This window comes from Tumebacillus sp. BK434 (assembly GCF_004340785.1).
GTDB lineage: Bacteria > Bacillota > Bacilli > Tumebacillales > Tumebacillaceae > Tumebacillus_A.
Window position 1 is genome coordinate 408,858 of the sequence record NZ_SLXS01000001.1, and the last position, 21,875, is coordinate 430,732.

4 protein-coding genes and 1 CRISPR repeat array are annotated in these 21,875 nt (G+C 59.9%); all 4 genes read left to right on the top strand.

Annotated features, from left to right (window positions below; genetic code table 11):
* Positions 1-20 precede the first annotated feature (20 nt).
* The 4 genes from EV586_RS01615 to EV586_RS01630 all read left to right on the top strand — a co-directional run bounded on the left by EV586_RS01615 (position 21) and on the right by EV586_RS01630 (position 21,825).
* Complete coding sequence (locus EV586_RS01615) at positions 21-1,205, top strand: helix-turn-helix domain-containing protein (RefSeq protein ID WP_132943322.1); 1,185 nt, start codon at positions 21-23, stop codon at positions 1,203-1,205.
* Positions 1,206-1,523: 318 nt separating this feature from the next.
* Positions 1,524-2,807: a helix-turn-helix transcriptional regulator gene (locus EV586_RS01620; RefSeq protein WP_132943323.1), complete on the top strand. Its 1,284-nt coding sequence runs from the start codon at positions 1,524-1,526 to the stop codon at positions 2,805-2,807.
* Between the two features lie 694 nt (positions 2,808-3,501).
* Positions 3,502-3,980: a CRISPR direct-repeat array (repeat unit 37 nt; unit sequence GTAACATTGGCAGACCCGACTACAAGGGGACTGAAAG).
* Positions 3,981-4,244: 264 nt separating this feature from the next.
* Positions 4,245-8,777 (top strand): non-ribosomal peptide synthetase, encoded by a 4,533-nt coding sequence (locus EV586_RS01625; protein ID WP_132943324.1) that lies wholly within the window; start codon positions 4,245-4,247, stop codon positions 8,775-8,777.
* A gap of 100 nt (positions 8,778-8,877) precedes the next feature.
* Positions 8,878-21,825 carry a non-ribosomal peptide synthetase gene (locus EV586_RS01630; RefSeq protein ID WP_132943325.1) on the top strand — a complete coding sequence of 4,316 codons (12,948 nt, stop codon included), beginning with the start codon at positions 8,878-8,880 and terminating at the stop codon, positions 21,823-21,825.
* Positions 21,826-21,875: the final 50 nt, after the last annotated feature.

A 21,875-nucleotide genomic window follows, 5' to 3' on the forward strand; every position in this document is an offset into this window, starting at 1 on the left:
TTGCAGTTGGAGGTCTTGATATGAGTACCATTGAGCATACAGCTAGCGGTAAGATCGGGAAGATTCCAATCGGAAGAAGAATTGCAGAAGTTATGCAAGAACGTGGAGATGCTTTCTCCATACGTGCATTTTCTGAACGGTTAGGCATAAACCGTGAAACCTTTAGAACAATTCTAAAAGGTGAACGACCAATTACTCTCCCCGAATTGGAGAAGGTCACACAAGGGTTGCGGATCTCGGAGGAACGATTGCGTCAGATGGATACTTATAAAAAACAAGGGGAATTAGAGTCGCTGCTCAACGCAAATGAAAGAACGAAAGCTATGATGCTTCGCGCTCAAACACTTGCTAATGAGCTCGTTGAAGTTAGCCTGGGACAAACGGAACGGTGTGTAAGTTTGTTGTATCTGGGTCAAGCACAATTTTACCTACAACAATACGATGATGCACATTCGTCATGGATGTCGGCTATGGAATATGCAGAAAGAGTAAGCAAGGAGTTTGGCGATAGCACCATTTTATATCACCTAACTTCCTTTTTGCTGATCTCGTTTACGATTCGCAAGGAATACACAAGTATTCAACAAACTCTAGACGTGGTTGAAGGAGTTTTTGCTGAAGACCCGATGAAAATGGGCTACGCAAGTTATGCGCGAATGAAATGGCATGAGCATCGTGGTAACATTGAAAAGGCAAAGGAATATTCTTATATCGCCTTGGACTATTTTCATCAAACGAATGATATCTCTCAAATTGGGAAGGCACAGATTAATGTTGCTCATTTTGAGTACCTTGTAGGTAATTATCAGAAGTCTAAAGAAACATTGTCCTTTGCGATGAGCTCTCTGAAATCGTATGATTACTTCTACCTTCTCGCAGTTAAGGATTACATAAAAGTGCTGTTGCAACTAAGCGAGAATGATGCAGCAGTTCAAGCAATTGAGGCCAATGTTTCCCGAGCAACAGAATACCCAGACTTCATGGGTATGTTTCAGATCATGAAGTCGGTGGCACTTGACGACCCTCAATATGCAATCGATGTCAGTGGAGATTTAAAATTGAGTGATAACATCCGTGGTGTAGCTTATAAATGTCTTATGGAGCACTACGCTTCTAAAGGTGACGCTGAATCCCTGATGCGATACTATGAGAAAGTGAGGACTTTTTCATTCAAAAAGAATGAATTTTTCGAGGAGGTATTCTAATGAAGAAACTTAGCGCAATATGTTTGACGAGTATTATGGTTGTTGTTCTGGTTTCTATATTTACACCTACCAAAAACGATTTTAGTAAGTTGGCTTCAACTGCGCCGCCTGACCCCAAATTGATGATCACTCCATTTGATTAACTATCTACTCGTCCCTCGAAAATTTTTCGAGGGACTTTTTTTGTCACTTTTCACTTTGACATAAATATCTGGTTGTTAAATTATAACAGACAACAATCAACGATGTCATAACAAAATCACATCAATAGTTTATTCTGTGGAGTAGAAAGAACATCTTTATTTTGAGGTGATTGATATGCATTCTCTTGGGCAACGCATTCGTGAAAAGCGTATGAAAAAAGGCCTTACCCAAATTGAGCTTGCTTCTGGTATATGCACTCCGTCGTTGATCTCTCAAATCGAAAGCGATAGGGCGCGACCTTCCTACAAAACGCTTCTTGCGCTTACGACTCGTCTTGATGTACCGCTCGAACACCTATTAAAAGAGGTGAATCTGGATCTCGAGTATTCGAGCAAGTACAAGATGACGATGGGGTTGGTTCGAGCAAAGGAGTTTGAAACAGCTATTCCGTTGTTGAACGATCTTTTGGAAATCCAACAGCAGCGAGTTCCGAAAGAGGAACTGCTTTTGGAACTTTCGCAATGTCACATTGAGATGGGAAATGCGCTGGAATCGGAGTGCGTTTTAAATCAGTTGTATCAGATTTGCAACTCGGAACGGAACGGCCATTTGCTCGCGGAAGTGCTGTTACAACTTGGGAAGGTTGCTGCGTTGAAAAATGAATATCCTATCGCGCTCTTTCATACGAGCCGAGCTTGGGATGAACTGCAAAAGTTTGAAGAGAACGACGTAGATATTCAAGCGAAGATTCTCATGCAATTGGCATCTCTCAATGAGCGGGTCGGAAAGGCGGCGGAGGCGGTCACGTACTACGAGAAGGCATTGTTGCTCAATCAATGTAACGGTGAAGATCGAGGGAAGGCATTCCTCCGTTTGGCACAGGTCTATGATCGGCAAAAGAAGTATGAGCATGCAGAAGAATATGCAATGAAAGCGACCGTGCTTTTGGAAGAACAAGTGAACGAGGAACAGAAGCGAGAGATGCATCATCGTTTGATCATGCTGCAACGAGAGAAGAACGCTTGGAAAATGAGCGTTCAAAAACTGTTGAACATCGCAGAAGGATATGAGCAAATCGATGATAAATCGAAAGCTGGGGAAGTCTTCGCTGACATTGCACTCATCTGTGCGGAGAATGGCGAATTCGAAGAATCTTGGGCCTACGCTGAAAAAGCAAGAATGAGCCTTTCCGAAACATCGCCTACAATGGGGCAAGTCCACCGTGTTCTGTCGGTTGTCTATTTTCATCGTGATGATGAGGAGAAGGGGAAAAGACATCTTGATAATGCAGCCAAGATTTATGAGCGACATGGTAAGTTCACCGAGCTTGAAGAGGTAACGTTTAGAATGTGCCGGTATCTGGGCGACAAAGGGGAGCACCGCGAGGCATTTGAACGGATGGGGCGGTTTCACCAGTTCATGAGGGAACAATTAGAACAGCGTGGGATCGTGCTTTGAAAGTCCAATTGATGAGCACATACGAGCGGGACAACTGGGAGAGATATTCCCGGATAAAAGTGCGAGTCGGGAACTTAGTAGGCTACTTGTTCATTTATAAGAAACATCATGATCGTTGGTACTTTCGCGGGCATCGGGTAGAAGCAGAAGAATTTTATCAAGCCATGACGAAGTTAGAGGAGAGAATCTTCAACCTTGAAGGCTTATCGGACGTTGCATTATGGGAACGAGTTGGTGCGATGATCGGTGTAAATGGGATATGGGGATATCTGTATAGGAGCAAGACCAGGCAAGGTGTTTGGGCGTGGTGTGGAAATGAGTTTGAAGCCGAGTCGGAAAAAGATGCGAAGGAGTACCTGCAAGGCTTGTGCAAGAAGATATGAATAGTGGATTGGGCGACCCGGAGGGGTTGCCTTTTTTGTATAGCTGTAGGTGATGTGGAAAAAGTATTGCGGAGAATGACGCAGAGCGAATTTCAAAGCGGCGAAATGAGATGGAGGCTAACCCTGCTATTTTATCCAAATAAGGATGAGGTATACTAAACAAGGGAATCATAAGTAGCGTAAGAGATTTTCGAGGATTCCCCCTGCTTTGATGCAAAAAATCGATCCTCGAAAAAATGGCAAATTGAGACCGCAGTTGAGATGTATAGTAGCCTTGCTACAGCTAGGTTTTGGTGTGCTAATTGAGGTCAGTAACATTGGCAGACCCGACTACAAGGGGACTGAAAGTTGACTTCCAACGGCGCAATTGCTCTATATTTCGTGGTAACATTGGCAGACCCGACTACAAGGGGACTGAAAGCGGCGAACAGGCCGAGTGCTGCAGGCCGTTCCCGACGTAACATTGGCAGACCCGACTACAAGGGGACTGAAAGCGGCCTGTTCTGTCTCTTCGTGATCATGATCAACGCGTAACATTGGCAGACCCGACTACAAGGGGACTGAAAGATACAACCCGGCAGACTGGCCGGAGTAGGAGCGATAGGTAACATTGGCAGACCCGACTACAAGGGGACTGAAAGTGTGGATTTGACCAACCAAAGAAAGGTTGTGAATCTGCGTAACATTGGCAGACCCGACTACAAGGGGACTGAAAGGCGACCACGCCGAGTGCTTGCTTCGTCGACACGCCAAGTAACATTGGTAGACCCGACTACAAGGGGACTGAAAGCGGAACGAAGGCTCTTGATGAACCCAGCTATTTTTTAGGCTTATAGTAATTACTTGCTCAAAATTCGCATTGACTAGTTACCAGATGCGAATGGCGATCCATTTGACACAGACACCTATTCCCCCAATCCGCAATCGACCTCCCAATAACCCCTAATAAGCATTTTTCACAAACTTTATAACTTCAAGAAGGTTTACCTCCATTTACTAAAGAAATAAAAGGAGAGAGAGTTTTCAGAGATTTAGGACGCGAGGAGGTAAAAACATGGAAGTGACAGAGACGGGAGCGATCTTGGAAGAGGAAGAGGTATTTAGCTATCCGGCATCGTTTGCCCAGCAGCGCTTGTGGTTTCTTGACAAGTTGATGCCGGGCAGTCCGATGTATAACATACCGTTTGCCATTCGCATGCAGGGCAAGTTGAATTTGGATGCCTTGTCGCGCAGTTTGCAGGAGATCATCGAGCGCCATGAGACGTTGCGCACGGTGTTCACGGAAGAGGACGGCGCGCCGATGCAGGTCATTTTGCCGCAGGTGGCGTTTGTGATGCCGCTGCTGGACCTGCGTCATCTGCCTGAGGCGATGCGCATGGAACATGTGGCGAAACTGGCTGCTGAGGATGCCAATCGCGCCTTCGATCTGGCGAAAGGGCCGTTAATGCGGACGTCCTTGCTCAAGCTCGAGGAAGAGGAGTATGTTCTGCTGCTCACGTTACACCATATCATCTCCGATGCCTGGTCGTGCAACGTGATGCTGAAGGAGATCGTCGTGCTCTACGAAGCGTTCGTCAGTGGACTGCCTTCGCCGTTGCCGGAGCTGCCGATTCAATATGTGGACTTTACCGGCTGGCAGTTGGAGCATCTGTCGGGCGAATTGCTGGAGCGGCAGACCGCCTATTGGAAAGGGCAGCTCGGCGATCATCCGCCTGTGTTGCTGTTGCCGACCGACCGTCCGCGGCAGGCGACGCAGACGCATCGCGGGGCGTTCTTGAAGTTCAAGTTGTCTCAAGAGCTGTCCGACAAGTTGTCTGAACTTTCGCAGCAGGAAGGCGCGACGCTGTACATGACGATGCTGGCGGCGTATGCGGCGCTGTTGGCCCGCTACACGGGGCATGAGGACATCGCGGTCGGCACGCCGATCGCCGGGCGCAACATTGGGCAGATCGAAGGGCTGATCGGCTTTTTCGTCAACACGCTGGTCATGCGCACCGATCTGAGCGGAACGCCGTCGTTCCGCGAGCTGTTGGGTCGCGTGAAGAAGACGGCGCTGGAAGCGTATGCGCATCAGGATCTGCCGTTTGAACGGCTGGTCGAGGAGCTGCAGCCGGAGCGCAACATGAGCAGCACGCCGCTGTTTCAAACGATGTTCTCGCTGCAAAACATGGTCAAGGAAGACGCGCACCGCGTATCCGGCTTGACGCTGAGCGGGCTGGAGACGGGGCAAAACATGGCGAAGTTCGATCTGAACATCACGATGGGGGAAAGCGCGGGCGGGATTCGCGGTTCGTTTGAATACAAGGTCGACCTGTTTGACGCAGCGACCATCGAGCGGATGATCGGCCATTTCATCAATCTGCTGGAAGGGATCGCCGCGCACCCGGATGTACCGGTCGCGAAGCTCCCGCTGCTTTCCAAAGAGGAGACGGAGCAGCAGTTGGTGGTGTGGAACCAAAATGCTGTCGAGTTCCCCCGTGACAAAACGATCCCCGCGCTTTTCGAAGAGCAGGTGACCCTGAACGCTGACCGCCCTGCTTTGTCTTTCGGAGGTACGGTGCTGACCTATCGGGAGTTGAATGAGCGGGCGAACCGGCTCGCGCATGCCTTGCAGAAAAAAGGCGTCGGTCCGGATGTGCTGGTCGGTATCTGCATGGAGCGTTCTCTGGAGCTGATCATTGGCCTGCTCGGGATCGTCAAAGCGGGCGGGGCATATGTGCCGCTCGACCCGGCGTATCCAAAAGAACGCCTTGCCTACATGCTGGAAGACAGCGCGGTGGGCGTGCTTCTGACCCAGGAAAAGCTGCTCGCCGAGCTGCCTGCGCACGGCGCGGACGTGATCTGTCTCGACCGCGACTGGCCGCAGGTGGCAGCGGAGAGCGCAGAAACACCGGAGCTGGCCCTCAGCTCGGAACATCTCGCCTACATGATCTACACGTCCGGCTCGACCGGCAAGCCGAAGGGGGTGCTGATTCCGCATCGCGGCGTGGCGCGGCTGGTCAAAAACGGCAACTACCTGATTGCCGGGGCAGAAGATGTGCTGCTGCAACTTGCCGCGATCTCGTTTGACGCGGCGGTGCCGGAAGTGTGGGGATCGCTGCTCAATGGTGCGAAACTGGTCGTCTTCCCGGCTGAAACGCCGACGATTGATGAGATTGTGCGCGTGATCTGCGAGGAAGAGGTGACGGTGGCTCTCCTGACCACCGGCCTTCTGCCGCAGCTGGCCGAAGCGGATCTCAGCAGCTTGCAGTCGCTGCGCCGCATGGCGGTCGGTGGGGACGTGATGTCCGCCCAGCACGCACAAAGGGTACTGGAGAAGCTGCCTGGTCTGATGCTGGCCAACGCGTATGGCCCGACGGAAAACTCGGTCGCGTCGACCGTGTTCTGGATGACCGACCCGGACGACGTTCCGGCCGTGGTGCCGATTGGCCGGGCGGTGCGCAACAATGAGCTGTACGTGCTCGACCGTCAGCTGCAGCCGGTTCCCGTCGGCGTGGCGGGCGAACTGCATGTCGGCGGCCCGGGTCTGGCGCGGGGCTACTGGAACCGCCCGGAACTGACGCAGGAGTTGTTCATCTCTCATCCGTTCCAAAGCGATGGCGCGCGCCTGTACAAGACGGGCGACTTGGTGCGCTATCTGCCGGACGGAAACCTCGAGTTCCTCGGCCGCATCGACGATCAGGTGAAGATCCGCGGCTTCCGCATTGAGCTGGCTGAGATCGAAAGCGTGATCGGCGGACATCCGTCCGTCGGGGCGGTCATCGTGCTGGCCCGTGAAGACCGCCCGGGCGACAAGCGTCTCGTCGCGTATGTGGTCGCCGAACAGCAGGCGGAGGTGACCGGTGCGGAGCTGCGCGCTTATTTGAAAAACCTGCTGCCCGATTACATGGTGCCGTCCGCGTTCGTCATCCTCCCGAACCTGCCGCTCACCCAAAATGGAAAAGTCGACCGTCGCGCCTTGCCGGCGCCGGAATCTGGCGACTACAGTGCCGGGGTGCAGTATGAAGCGCCGCGCAATGAGATTGAATCTCGTCTGGCCCGCATCTGGCAGGTCATACTTGGCGTAGAGGGGATCGGGATTCGCAACAGCTTCTTTGAGCTCGGCGGACATTCGCTTCTGGCGACGCAGACGATCTCGCGGGTCAATGAAGCGTTCGATCTGCACCTGCAGCTGCGGGTGATGTTTGAAGCGCCGACGATCGCTGAGATGGCAGAAAGGATTGAACAGGCGATGACCGCGAAGCGGGAAGAGGACTTCCCGCCGATCGTGCCGGTGTCGCGCGACGGCGAACTGGTCTGCTCGCTCGGTCAAGAGCGGGTCTGGATGCTCGACCGCATGACGCCGGGCACGCCGGTCTACAACATCGCCAGCGCGATGCGTTTCGTCGGCAAGCTCGACGTGCCGGTGATGGAGAAGGTGATCAATGAGATCATCAGACGCCACGAGTCGTTGCGCACCGTGCTGTACGATGCAGGCCAAGGCGTGCGCCAGCGGGTGCTCGCGCCGGAGTGGAAGCCGCTGCCCGTCATCGAACTGCCGGGGTTGACCGAGGAGCAGCGCCGTGCGGAAGAGCGCCGCTATCTGCAGAACGAAACGGAGCGTAATTTTGACCTGGTAGCGGAGTCGCCGATGTATATGTGCTTGCTGAAGTTCGATGAGGAGGAGCATGTCTGGATCTTGAACATGCACCACATCATCACCGACGGCTGGTCGACGGGCGTGTTCTCCGGCGAGTTCTCCAAGCTGTATGCGGCCTATGTGCAAGGCAAGCCGTCGCCGCTCCCGGAGATGACGATCCAATACGCCGACTTCGCCGCCTGGCAGCGGGGCTGGATGCAAGGGGAGTTCTTTGAACGCAAGCTCGCCTATTGGGTCGACCACCTCGGCGATGCTGCCGTGCCGAGCTTCCCGACCGACTTCCCGCGTCCGGAGCTGATGGAAAAGCGGGGCGGTCGCCTCCGTTTCGGCTTCTCCCGGGAATTCACCGAACAGCTGCAGCTGTTCTGCGCGCAAAACGGGATTACGCTGTTCATGTTGCTGCTCGGCGCATACAACACGATGCAGATGCGCAACGGTGGCGGCGACGACATCACGGTCGGCTCGCCGATCGCCGGGCGCTACCGCAAAGAGCTGGAGCACCTGATCGGCTTTTTCATCGGCAATGCGCCGATCCGCGGCGATCTGCGCGGTAACCCGACGGTCAAGGAACTGCTCGCGCGCATGCGCAAATCGACGCTGGGAGCGTTTGAGCACCAGATGATTCCGCAGGCGTTGATCTCGGAAGCGTTGCAGCGCAAGACACCGCTCTATCAGACGCTGTTCATCCTGCAGAACTTCCCGGTCGCAGGCGAAGCGTTGCCGGAGCTGGCGATCTATCAGGTGGAAGCGGAGATGGAGGTGTCCAAGTTCGACTTCACGATCGCGATGGGCGAAAGCGGCGACGGACGCCTGCTGGGCACGTTCGAATACAGCACCGAATTGTTCAGACGGGAAACGGTGGAACGCCTGCTTTTGCATTTCGAAATGATCCTGAAGGCGTTTGTGGAACATCCGGAACAGCGACTGTCTGACATTGATCTGACTTAACCGACGCGAAATGCGTCGGTTTTTTTATTTTAGAGCAGGTCAAATTTTCAAATCTGTAGAATTAATTTGATAACTCGAATCTGAAATAGGGGGCTGGGTCATGACAGTGTCAGAACTTCTCAAGCGCAAAGCTGCCGAGCATGGCGGGCAGACGGCGTATGTCTTTCGATCGGAAGAAGGTATGGAGATCGGTTTTACATACGAAGAATTGGATCGGAAAGCGCGGCAATGGGCGGCCTTCCTCCAGCAGAAAGGCGCATCCGGGGAACGTGCGCTGCTGCTCTATCCGCCGGGGCTGGAGTATATCGCGGCGTTTTTTGGCTGCCTGTATGCCGGCGTGGTGGCCGTGCCTGCCTATCCGCCGCGCGCCAACGGCAATCTGGGCCGCCTGCAGGCGGTGGTGCAGGATGCGGAGGCGAAGTTTGCGCTGACGACGCCGGGGATCTTCCGAACTGTGGAAGCGCGCTTTGGCGGCCATCCGGAGCTGACCGGGCTGGAATGGCTGGTGCCGGAGGGAGAACTCGCCGGGCTGGAAGCGAACTATGTGGAACCGGTACAGGCGGAGAGCGATCTGGCCTTTTTGCAATATACGTCCGGCTCGACGTCTCGTCCGAAAGGGGTCATGCTGTCCCATGGCAACCTGCTGCACAATCTGGGCGAGATTGAGCGGAATTTTGGCACATCGCCGGAGGATCGCTGTGTGATCTGGCTGCCTCCGTATCATGACATGGGGCTGATCGGCGGGATTCTGCAGCCGCTGTATACCGGGTATCCGGTGACGCTGATGGCGCCGGTCGATTTTATTCAAAAGCCGCTGCGTTGGCTGGAAACGATCTCGCGCACCGGGGCGACCGTCAGCGGGGGGCCGAATTTTGCCTATGAGCTGTGCCTGCAGAAGATCACGCCGGAGCAGCGCGATGCGCTCGATCTCAGCAAGTGGGAGATCGCGTTTACCGGGGCTGAGCCGGTGCGGGCGGAGACGCTGGAGCGCTTTGCCGAGTTTTTTGCGCCGAGCGGGTTTCGCAAAGAGGCGTTTTACCCGTGCTATGGGCTGGCCGAAGGGACGCTTTTTGTCGCCGGGGGCTTGAAGCAGGAGGCTCCGGTGGTGCAGGCGTTTGCACGGGAAGAGCTCAAAGCGAACCGGGCGGTGGCAGGAGACGGGCTGGATCTGGTCAGCTGTGGGCGTCCGCAGGGGCTCGGGCAGCAGGTGCTGGTCGTCGATCCGGCGACGTTTTTGCCGTGTGCGGAAGGCAGCGTCGGCGAAATCTGGGTCTCCGGACCGAGCGTCGCGCAGGGGTATTGGCAGCAGGAGTCGTTGACGGCAGAGGTGTTTGGCGCGCATCTGGCGTCGGGAGAAGGGCCGTTTTTGCGCACGGGCGACTTGGGCTTTGTGGCGGACGGTGAGCTGTATGTGACCGGGCGCCAGAAGGACCTCGTGATCATCCGCGGGCGCAACTATTATCCGCAGGATCTAGAGTTTGCCGTGCAGTCGGCACATCCGGCCGTCCATAACAGCAACGGCGCGGCGTTTTCGGTCGACGTGGACGGGGAGGAGCGGCTGGTAGTCGTGCAGGAGATCGAGCGCTCACACCGCAAGGCGGACTTGGAAGCGGTCGTGCAGGCGGTCCGGCAGCAGGTGGCGGAAGAGCAGGAACTGCAGGCGTATGCGGTCGTGCTGTTGAAACCGGTGTCGATTCCCAAAACGTCGTCGGGCAAAGTGCAGCGCCATCTGTGCCGCGAGCGCTTCCTTGACGGGACGTTGGAGGTTGTGTACGCGAGCGTGCTGGGCGGGGCGGAGCAGGATGCGGCCGCATCGAAAGCGGTCGGCGGGCAGGAGCAAGGCTCGCTGAACCACGAGGAACTGCTCAGCCTGTCGGAGGAAGCAGCGCAGGCGGCTTTGACCGCCTATTTGGCCGCGAAAACGGCTGCTGCGCTGCGCCTCGGTGCGCAGGGGATCGATGCCGCACAGCCTTTGACGGCGCTGGGGATGGACTCGATCGCGGCGGTGGAATTGCAGCATCTGATGGAAGCGGAGTTTGGCGTGGAACTGGCGCTCGCCGAACTGTTGGAAGGGGTGTCAGTTTCGGGTCTGGCGGCCGCCGTGATGAGACAGCTGCGAGCAGTGGAGACAGTACCTGCAGGTCATGCCGTTCGGGCTGTCGGTCAGGGGAGCACACAAAGCGTTGTCGTTGAAGGTTCGCAGGTGAGCACTTCGCACGGTGCGTCGGCGGGCGATCCTTTCATCCCGCTCACACACGGCCAGCGGGCCCTGTGGTACTTGCAACGCCTGGCGCCGGAGAGCGCGGCGTACAATATCGCGCGGGCGGCGAAGCTGACCGGGCCTTATGATGTTGACCGCTTGCGTACGGCGTTTGCAAAGCTGGCCGAGCGGCATGAGCTGCTCCGCGCGCTGGTGACGGTGCAGGATGGCGAGACGGTGTTCGTAGTCCGCGCGGCGGCAGAAGTGCCGTTCGTCGTCGTGGACGCGGCGGCGTGGTCGGCAGAAGAGCTGCAGACCGCGCTGCAGACGGAAGGCGACCGCCCGTTTGAGCTGGAAGCGGAATTCCCGTTGCGGACGGTGCTGTACCTGCGCTCGGAGCAGGAAGCGGTGCTGCTGCTGGCGGTGCATCATATCGTGTCCGACTTCTGGTCGTTTGGCGTGCTCGTCCAAGACCTGCAGGCGTTGTATGGCGGTGAAGTATTGCCTGCTCTGCGCCGCACGTTTGCGGAGCATGTGCAGGAGGAAGCCGCTCTGCTCGACGGCGCGCGCGGACGGAACATGCGCGGGTATTGGCTGGAGCAACTGCAGGGCAAAACGTCCGCGCTCAACCTCCCGACCGACTTTTCCCGCCCGCCAGTGGAGACGTTTGCAGGCGGCGCGGTGCCGTTCCAATTGCCGCCGCAGCTGACCGAAGCGCTGCGGACGCTGGCGAAAGAGCAGAACGTCACTTTGCAGATGGTGCTGCTGGCGGCGTTCCAAGTGCTCCTGCATCGCTATACAGGGCAGGATGAGCTGCTGGTCGGCACCCCGGCCGCCGGGCGGAACAGCGCGAAAAACGCCGGGCTGATCGGCTACTTCGTCAACCCGGTCGTGCAGCGCGCCGATTTGGCGAGCCGTCCGACGTTCGCCGCGTTCCTGCAGCAGGTGCGCCGCACGGTGCTCGGCGGGCTGATGCATCAGGAGTATCCGTTCCCGCTGCTGGCGCAAGAGCTGGGCGCCGACCGCGACCCGAGCGATCCGCCGCTGTTGCAGGTGATGTTCACCTACCAGAAAACACAGCTTGCCGAACTGGGCACCGCGTTTGCCAAATTTGCTCTGGGCGACGGCGGCGCACAGCTGCCGTTTGGCGACCTGCAGTTGGAAGCGCATGCGCTGGAACAGCGGTTCGTGCAGTCCGATCTGGCCTTGTCGGTCGCCGACACCGAAGCCGGCTTGAGCGGCCGCATCGAATACAACTCCGGGCTCTTCCTGGCGGAGACTGCCGAGCGGATGGCCGGGCATCTGACGGTGCTGCTCACCAGCGTGACGCAAGACATCCGGCAGCCGGTGGCAACGCTGGACCTGCTGACCGCAGCGGAAAAGGACCTGCTGCTCTACGGGCTGAACGACAACGTCGCCCCGTACCCGCACCACCTGACCGCTATGGACGTGTTTGACGTGCAGGCGGCGAAAACGCCTGACGACCCGGCTGTCGTCTTCCAAGGGGTCAGTCTGTCCTATCGCGAACTGCAGGTACAGGCGAACCGCCTTGCCCGCCATCTGCAGGCGAAGGGGGTCGTGCCGGGTCTGTTCGTCGGCTATTTTGGCGAGCGCAACCTCGACTGGTCGGTCGCCGTGCTGGCGATCTTCAAGGCGGGCGGCATCTACGTGCCGCTCGACCCAAAATACCCGCTGGAGCGCCTGCGCTTCATGGTGGAAGACACCGAGCCGCAAGTCATGCTCACCTATTCCGGCCTCGTCGACAAACTGCCTGCGCATCCGGCGCATCTCGTCTGCCTGGACACCGACCGCGCGGAGATCGCCGCAGCGAGTGCAGACGCGGTTACGAGCAGCGTGACGCCAGATGATGTCGCCTACGTCATCTTCACCTCCGGCTCCACCGGCCGCCCGAAAGGCGCGCAAGTTGAGCACAAAGGCATGCTCAACCATCTGCTGGCGAAAGTCGACGAGCTCGAAGTCACGCCCGCAGACAAAATAGCGCAAAACTCTTCCCAATGTGTCGACATCTCCGTCTGGCAGTTGCTGACGGGGTGGATGACCGGGGCGGAGACGCACATTTTGCCAGACGAGACGGCGTTCGACCCGTCCCGTCAGCTCGATGAGATGGCCGCGTCGCAACTGACCGTCGTGGAGACGGTGCCTTCGCTGCTCCGCGCGATGATCGAGGAAGTGGGGGCGCGCGAGGCGGTACCCGATCTCTCCGCGCTGCGCTGGATGATCCCGAACGGGGAAGTGCTGCCGCCGGAGCTGTGCCGCCAGTGGCTGGCCTACTATCCGCAGGCGTGGCTGATCAACGCCTACGGGCCGACCGAGTGCTCGGACGACGTGACACACCACATGATCCAATCGCCGCCGGACGAAGCGGTGACCAACGTTCCGATCGGCCGCGTGATCCCGAACATGAAGCTGTACGTCCTCGACGCCGCGATGCAGCTCGTGCCCTATGGCGTTCCTGGCGAACTGCATATCGGCGGCATCGGGGTTGGCCCCGGCTATCTCAAGAATCCGGAGCGCACGGCGCAGTCTTTCCTGCCCGACCACATCTCCGGGCTGCCGGGCGCACGCCTGTACAAGACGGGCGACCTCGTGCGCTACCGTCCGGGCGGGCTGCTCGAATTCCTGGGCCGGATCGACAACCAAGTGAAGATCCGCGGCTTCCGCATCGAGATCGGCGAGATCGAAACGGTGATCGGCAAGCACCCGGCGGTGACGGAGACGGTCGTCGTCGCCCGCGAAGTGAAGCCGGGCGACAAGCGCCTCGCCGCCTACCTCGTCGCCAAGCCGGACGCCGCGCTCACCCAGCGCGAGATGCGCAGCTTCGTGCGGGACAAACTGCCGGAGCACATGGTGCCGTCCGCATTTGTGCTGCTCGATGAGATGCCGTTGACCGCGAACGGCAAGATCAACCGTCGTGCGCTGCCCGACCCTGATTTTACCCTGCTGGACGACGGGACGTTTGTCGCGCCGCGCAACGATCTGGAAGCGCAGGTCGCAGCGGTCTGGGCGGACGTGCTCGGCGCAGAGCGCGTCGGCGTGCACGATCACTTCTTCCTGCTCGGCGGCCATTCGCTCATGGCGACGCAGGTCGTGTCGCGGGTGAACAAGGCGTTCGGCCTGCAAGTGCCGCTGCGCGTCCTGTTCGAAGCGCCGACCGTGGCGGAATTCGCGCAAAAATTGACCGGGCTGCTGGCGAACGACGCCGAAGCGGCCGACCCGATTTTGCCGATCGAACGCACCGGTCACCTCCCGCTCTCTTCGGCGCAGCAGCGCCTGTGGATGCTGGAGCAGATGAATCCGCAGTCGGCGTTTTACAACATCCCGCACGCGCTGCGTCTTCGCGGCGAGTTGGATGCGGCGGCGCTGGAGCGGAGTCTGCAGCTGATCGTCGAGCGTCATGAAGTCCTGCGCACCACGTACGGCGAGCAGGGCGGACAGGCGGTGCAGCAAGTGGCCGCATCCGTGCAGGTCGAACTGCCGCTCGTCGATCTCAGCGGGCTGTCTGCAGACGAACGGGAACGGGAAGCTCAGCGTTTGGCACAGGAACACGGCCGCAAGCCGTTCGACCTCGCAGCGGGACCGGTGATCGCCTTCGGACTGCTGCGCCTCGCGCAAGAGGAGCATCTGCTGCTGTTCAACGTCCACCACATCGCGTTTGACGGCTGGTCGGTCGGGCTGCTGATCGAGGAGCTGGCTGCGCTGTACGGGGCTATGGTGCGCGGGGAAGAAGCGGCTTTGCCGCCCTTGGCGATCCAATATGCCGACTATGCGGCGTGGCAGCAAGCGCGCTTGGAAGCGCCCGAGCTGAACGCCCAGCTCGACTATTGGAAAGAGCAGCTCGGCGGCGAGCTGCCCGTGCTGCAACTGCCGCTCGACCGTCCGCGTCCGCCGGTGCAGACGCACGACGGCGCAATCGAACGGTTTGAATTGGATGCGGCGCTGACGGAGCGGCTGGAGGCTCTGGCACAACGTCATGGTGCGACGCTGTTCATGACGCTTCTCGGCGCCTACCAGACCCTGCTCGCGCGTTACAGCGGACAGGAAGACATTCTCGTCGGCACCCCGATCGCCGGGCGCGGCAAAGGGGAGACGGAAGGGCTGATCGGCTTTTTCGTCAACACCTTGGTCCTGCGCACCGACTTCTCGGGCAACCCGACGTTCACCAACGTGCTGCAGCGTGTGAAACAGACGGCGCTGGGCGCGTACGAACACGAAGCGGTGCCGTTTGAAAAACTGGTCGAAGAGCTGTTGCCGGAGCGCAACCGCAGCGTGTCGCCGCTGTTCCAGACCATGTTCGTCCTGCAAAATGCGCCGGCGAACGAGCTGCGCCTCGAAGGGCTGGCCGTCGAGCGTGTCGATGTCGAGACGAACACCGCCAAATACGACCTGACGCTCGCCCTGCATGAAGCGGAGCACGGGCTGACCGGGGAGATCGAGTACAACACGCGCCTGTTCGACCGGGCGACGATCGTGCGACTGGCCGGGCACTTCGCGATGTTGCTCCAGGCGATTGCAGAAGATGCGGCCGTGCCGGTCTCCGATCTGCCCATCCTGACACAAGCGGAGATGCAGCAGATTCTCGTCGAGTGGAACCAGACCGGCGGCGACTACCCGCAGCTCTGCATCCATCAGGTCGTTGAAGCGCAGGCCGCACGCCGCGCTCAGCATCCCGCGCTGCAGTACCGCGACCAGGTGTTGACCTACGCGGAGCTGAATGCCCGCGCCAACGCGCTCGCCCGCAAGCTGCAACAGCTCGGCGTCGGGCCGGAGCAGGTGGTCGGTCTGTTCCTCGAACGCACGCCGGACGTGGTGATCGCCATGCTCGCCGTGTTCAAAGCGGGCGGGGCGTACCTGCCGCTCGATCCGGGCTATCCGGAAGACCGCTTGAGCTTCATGATCGAAGACGCGGCGCCGAAGCTGATTTTGACGCATGAAAAACATCTTGCCGTTTTGCCGCACCAAGGGACGGAGGTGCTCCTGCTCGACGAGGCAGCGTTTACGGGCGAGGAGGACAACAACCTCGACCTTGCGCTCACGCCGGACACTTTGGCGTACATCATCTACACGTCCGGCTCGACCGGCCGACCGAAAGGCGTGCTGATCGAACACGGCGGAGTGGTCAACCTCGTCACCGACCCGGAGCATCTGTTCCATGAAGAGGCCCGCGTGCTGCAGACGATCTCGATCAATTTTGACGCGTCCGTCCACGAGATTTTTATCACCTTGTGTCATGGAGCGACGCTGGTCATCGCGCATGACGAAGTGCGGATGCCGGGGCCGGAGATGTCGCGCTTCCTGCAGGAGCAGAAGATCTCCCACCTCGACATCGGCGTGTCGGCGCTGACGGCGATCCCGGAAGCGGACTATCCGGACATCAAGATCGTGACGACCGGCGGGGAAGCCGTGCCGCCGGAGCTGATCAACCGCTGGTCGAAAGGGCGCATTCTGCAAAACCAGTACGGCCCGACCGAAACGACGGTCAGCGCGACGTCGGCACGCTACACCAACGTGACCGATCTGCGCTTCACCGACATCGGCCGCCCGCTGCGCAACAAAAAGATGTATATCGTCGACCGCCACTTCCACCCGGTGCCGGTCGGGGTGCAAGGCGAACTGCTCATCGGCGGCGTCGGACTCGCCCGCGGCTACCTGAAGCGCCCCGATCTGACGGCGGAGAAGTTCATCCCGAACCCGTTTGCCCCGGAGGAGCGCGTCTACCGCACCGGCGACGTCGTGCGCTGGCTGCCGAACGGCCGCATCGAATACCTCGGCCGCGCCGACAATCAGGTCAAACTGCGCGGGTTCCGCATCGAGCTGGGCGAGATCGAAGCGGTGCTGACCTCGCATCCATCAGTTCTCGAAGCGGTCGTGCTCGTCCATGAAAGCGAAAAAGGCATCAAGAGCCTCGCCGCCTATGTGGTGTTCAAAGCCGGGCAGAAGCTGACCGCATCCGATCTGCGCAGCTGGTTGAAAGAAACGCTGCCGGAGCATATGATCCCGTCCGCCTTCGTCTTCCTCGATGCCCTGCCGGTCAACCGCAACGGCAAAATCGACCGCCACGCCTTGCCGAAGCCGGAGAGCAGCCAGGACGACACGCCGGTGCTCCCGCCGCGCAACGCTGCGGAAGCGAAAGTCGCCGCCGTCTTCGCCGAGGTGCTCGGCCTGCAGGTGGTGAGCATGGATGACAACTTCTTCGAAATCGGCGGCCACTCGCTGTTGGCGACGCAAGTGATCTCCCGCCTGCAAGAGTCGTTCGGCCAGGAGATCCCGCTGCGCACCTTGTTCCAGGCGCCGACCGTGGCCGAGCTGTCCGTGGCGCTGGGCGATGCACAGCCGCGCGGTCAGCAGACTCCGCCGATGCAGCCCGTCCCGCGCGACCGCCCGCTCCCGCTGTCGTTCGCACAGCAACGGCTCTGGGTGCTCGAACAGTTGGCACCGGGCACGGCGTTGTACAACATGCCGGGCACGGTGCGCCTGACGGGAGAGCTGAACCGCGCTGCCCTGCAGCACAGCCTGCAGATGATCGTCGACCGCCACGAAGCGCTGCGCACTTCGTTCCGCCCGGAAAACGGAGGGGCGGTGCAGGTGATTGCCGAGGAGTTGCCGGTGGAAGCGGCGTATGCCGATGCGGCACACCTCGAGGAAGCGGACGTGCTGCAGCTGATCCGCGCCGAGATGGAGACACCGTTTGACCTGACGCAAGGCCCGCTGGTGCGGTTCCGCCTGCTGCAAACGGCTGAGCGCGAGCATCTGCTCGTCCTGAACATGCACCACATCGTCACCGACGGCTGGTCGATGGGCCTGTTCATCGCCGAGCTGGCCGAACTGTACACAGCGTTTGTCACCGGGCGCGCAGCGGAGCTGCCCGCGCTGCCGGTGCAATATGCAGACTTTAGCGTCTGGCAGCGCAACTGGCTGGACAGCGGCGTGCTGGAAGGGCAGCTGTCCTACTGGAAAACGGCGCTGGCCGACCTGCCTGTGCTTCAGCTGCCGACCGACCGTCCGCGCCCGCACGTGCAGTCGCACGCCGGGGCGGCGGAACGCTTCAGCTTGCCGCCGGAGGTGACGGAAGGGCTGCATGCGCTTAGCAAGCGGCACGATGTGACCTTGTACATGACGCTGCTCGGCGCGTTCCAGACGCTGCTGATGCGCTGGAGCGGGCAGGAGGACATCGCCGTCGGGTCGCCGATCGCCGGGCGCAATCAGCTGGCGACTGAGCATCTGATCGGATTTTTCGTCAACACGCTCGTCCTGCGCACCGACCTGTCGGGCGCGCCGAGCTTCGCCGAACTGCTGGGCCGCGTCCGCGAGTCGGCGATGGCGGCGTACGACCATCAGGACGTGCCGTTTGAGCGCCTCGTCGAAGAGCTGCAGCCGGAGCGCGACTTGAGCCGCCCGCCGCTGGTGCAGGCGATGTTCGCCTTGCAAAACGCGCCGCTGCACCAGGCGGAACTGCCCGGCCTGGAACTGACGCCGCTCTTGATCGAAGAGACGTTTGCCAAATTCGACCTGACGCTATCGATGGAAGAGAGCGGAGGCACGCTGACCGGCACGCTGGAATACGCGACCGATCTCTACGACCGCGCCACCGTGCGCCGGATGATCGGCCATTTGGAAACGCTGCTGCGCGCCGTGATCGAACAGCCGGAGCAAAAGGTGACCGAACTGCCGCTGCTCACCGCTCCGGAGCGCGACCAGCTGCTGTACGGCTGGAACGCCACACAGACCGGCTATCCAAAAGACCTGTGCATCCATCAGCTCTTTGAACAGCAGGCGGCGGCCACGCCGGAAGCGGTGGCGTTGACCTTCCAAGGCGCGCACATGACCTACCGCGAGCTCGACGAGCACGCGAACCGGCTGGCCCGTTTCTTGCAAGGGCAAGGCGTCGCGCCGCGCGACCTCGTCGGGCTGGCGGCGGAGCGCTCGCCGGAGATGATCATCGGGATGCTCGCCGTGCTGAAGGCGGGCGGAGCGCTCGTCGCCCTCGACCCGAACTACCCGCAGGAGCGCCTTGCCTACCTGATGCAAGACTCGGGCGTGCGCGTGCTGCTGACGCAGGCGCATCTCACCGGCCGCTTGCCGGCGCATCAGGCCACGGTGATCCTGCTCGACGCAGAGTCGGACCGTTTTGCCAAAGAGAGCCCGTTGCCGCTGCCCTGCACCGTGACGCCGGTCGATGTGCTCCACGTCATCTACACCTCCGGCTCCACCGGACAGCCCAAAGGGGTGCTGGTGCCGCACCGCGGTCTGGTCCGCCTGTTCAAAAACAACCCGACGGTCGGCTACAAGCCGGGGGAGACCGCTTTGCAGTTCTCCTCGATCTCGTTTGACGCCGCCGGGATGGAGATCTGGGGCAGTCTGCTCAACGGCATGCGCCTCGTGCTGTTCCCGCCGTATCTGCCGTCGCTGGCCGAACTGGGCGCGCTGATTCGCGAAGAGGGGGTCACCTTGCTGTTCCTGACCACCGCGCTGTTCCATCAGGTGGTCGACGAGTGCATCGACGACCTGCGCGGCGTGAAGCAGTTCATCATCGGCGGCGAGGCGATGTCGGCCGCCCACGCCAATAAAGTGGTGGCCCAACTGCCGCATGCGCGCTTGACCAACCTGTACGGCCCGGCCGAAGGGTCGATCTACGCGACCGCTTATCAGGTGCACCAAGCCGGCCAGCCGCTCGGCGTCGTGCCGATCGGCAATGCGGTCGCCAACGCGCAAGTCTATGTGCTCGATGCCCGCCAACAACTGCTGCCGGTCGGCGTGCCGGGCGAGCTGTACATCGGCGGAGACGGGGTGGCGCACGGCTATCTCAACCAGCCGGAGCTGACGGCAGAGCGCTTCCTGCCTCATCCGTTTAGCGGTGACGCAAACGCCCGCCTGTACCGCACGGGAGACTCCGTGCGCCGGCTGCCGGACGGGAACCTCGAGTTCCTCGGCCGTCTCGACCATCAGGTGAAAATCCGCGGCTTCCGCATCGAGCTGAGCGAGGTCGAAAACGTTCTCGGACAGCTGGACGGGGTGCAGGACAACCTCGTGCTGCTCCTGGACGGCAAGCTGGTCGCCTATGTGGTGCCCGCCCCGGAGGCGGTGCGCACAGCCAGCGATCTGCGGGCCGAGCTGAAGCAGCGCGTGCCGGGCTATATGGTGCCGTCCGCCTTTGTGCTGCTGCCGGCCTTGCCGCTCACCCAAAACGGCAAAGTCGACCGCCGCGCCTTGCCTGCGCCCGATCTCACCGCCTTTGGCGGCGACGGGGTCTACACCGCGCCGCGCACTGAGACCGAAGCGCAGGTGGCGGCGATCTGGCAAGAGGTGTTGCAACTGGAAGGGGTCAGCATCCACGACAGCTTCTTCGAGCTCGGGGGGCACTCGCTGCTCGCCACGCAGGCGATCTCGCGCGTCAACGAGACGTTCGGCTTGCAACTGCCGTTGCGTGCGCTGTTCGAGGCGCCGTCGGTCGCGGCGCTGGCCGAAACGATCCTCGCCATGCAAGCGGCAGGGGAAGACGCTTCGCTTCCGCCGATCCTGCCGATCGACCGCAGCGGGCGGCTGGTGCCGTCGTTCAACCAAGAGCGGGTCTGGCATCTCGACCGGATGGACCCGGGCACTCCGGCGTACAATGTGCCGTCGGCGATCCGCTTCACCGGCGCGCTGAGCGTCGCAGCGCTGGAGCGGAGCTTCAACGAGATCGTCAGACGTCACGAATCGCTGCGCACCGCGTTTGGTGCCGATGAAAACGGCGTGTACCAATACGTCCTGCCCGTACAGCACTGGCCGATTCCCGTGCATGACCTGCGCGGCCTGCCTGCCGGGCAGCGCGAAGCGGAGGCCCGCCGCCTGATCGCGCAGGAGGCGGAAACGCGCTTCGACTTGACGACCGGTCCGCTGGTCTCCACTGCGCTTGTGCAAGTGGACGATGCGGACTACATCTGGACGCTGAACATCCATCACATCATCACCGACGGCTGGTCGATGGGCGTGTTCTCCCGCGAACTGGCGGCGCTGTATGCAGCGTATTTGGAAGGGGCGGAATCGCCGCTGCCGGAACTTCCGGTCCAGTTTGCCGACTACGCGGCGTGGCAGCGCAATTGGCTGCAAGGCGACGTGCTGGAGGCGAAGCTGGAGTACTGGGGGCAGCAACTGGGGGACAGCGCGCTCCAAGAGTATCCGACCGACCTGCCGCGCCCGGAGGTGTCGAGCAAGCGGGGCAAGACCCTGACGTTCGAACTGACCCTGGAACTGACCGCGCAGCTGAACGAACTGAGCGCCAAACAAGGCGTCACTTTGTTCATGACCTTGATGAGCGCCTATCAATTGCTGCTCGCCCGACTGAGCGGCCAGGACGACATCATCGTCGGCTCTCCGGTGGCGAACCGGTACCGCCAGGAGACTGAGGAGATGATCGGCTACTTCATCGGCAACGTTCCGATGCGCGGCGATCTCTCCGGCGACCCGAGCGTCGGCGAGCTTCTGCAGCGCATCCGCCGCTCGACGCTGGGCGCTTATGAGCACCAGATGATCCCGCAATTCTTGATCTCGCAAAAGCTGCAGCGCACGGCGGCGCTGTACAACGCGCTGTTCATCCTGCAGAACATGCCGCTGCAGCAGCCTGACCTGCCGGGCGTGGTCACGTCGCTGGTCGAGCAGGAGATGGACGTTGCGAAATTCGACCTGTCGATCACGATGCTCGAAAGCGACGGCCGTCTGCAAGGCTTCCTCGAATTCAGCACCGATCTGTACCTCGTGTCGACGGCGGAACGTCTGTCGCGCGACTATCAGGCGATCTTGGCCGCCTTCGTGCAAGACCCGCTGCAACCGATCTCGCAGATTCAGCTGTAAAATGACAGACAAAAAAATCCAGCGCCTCAACGCTGGATTTTTTTGCTATT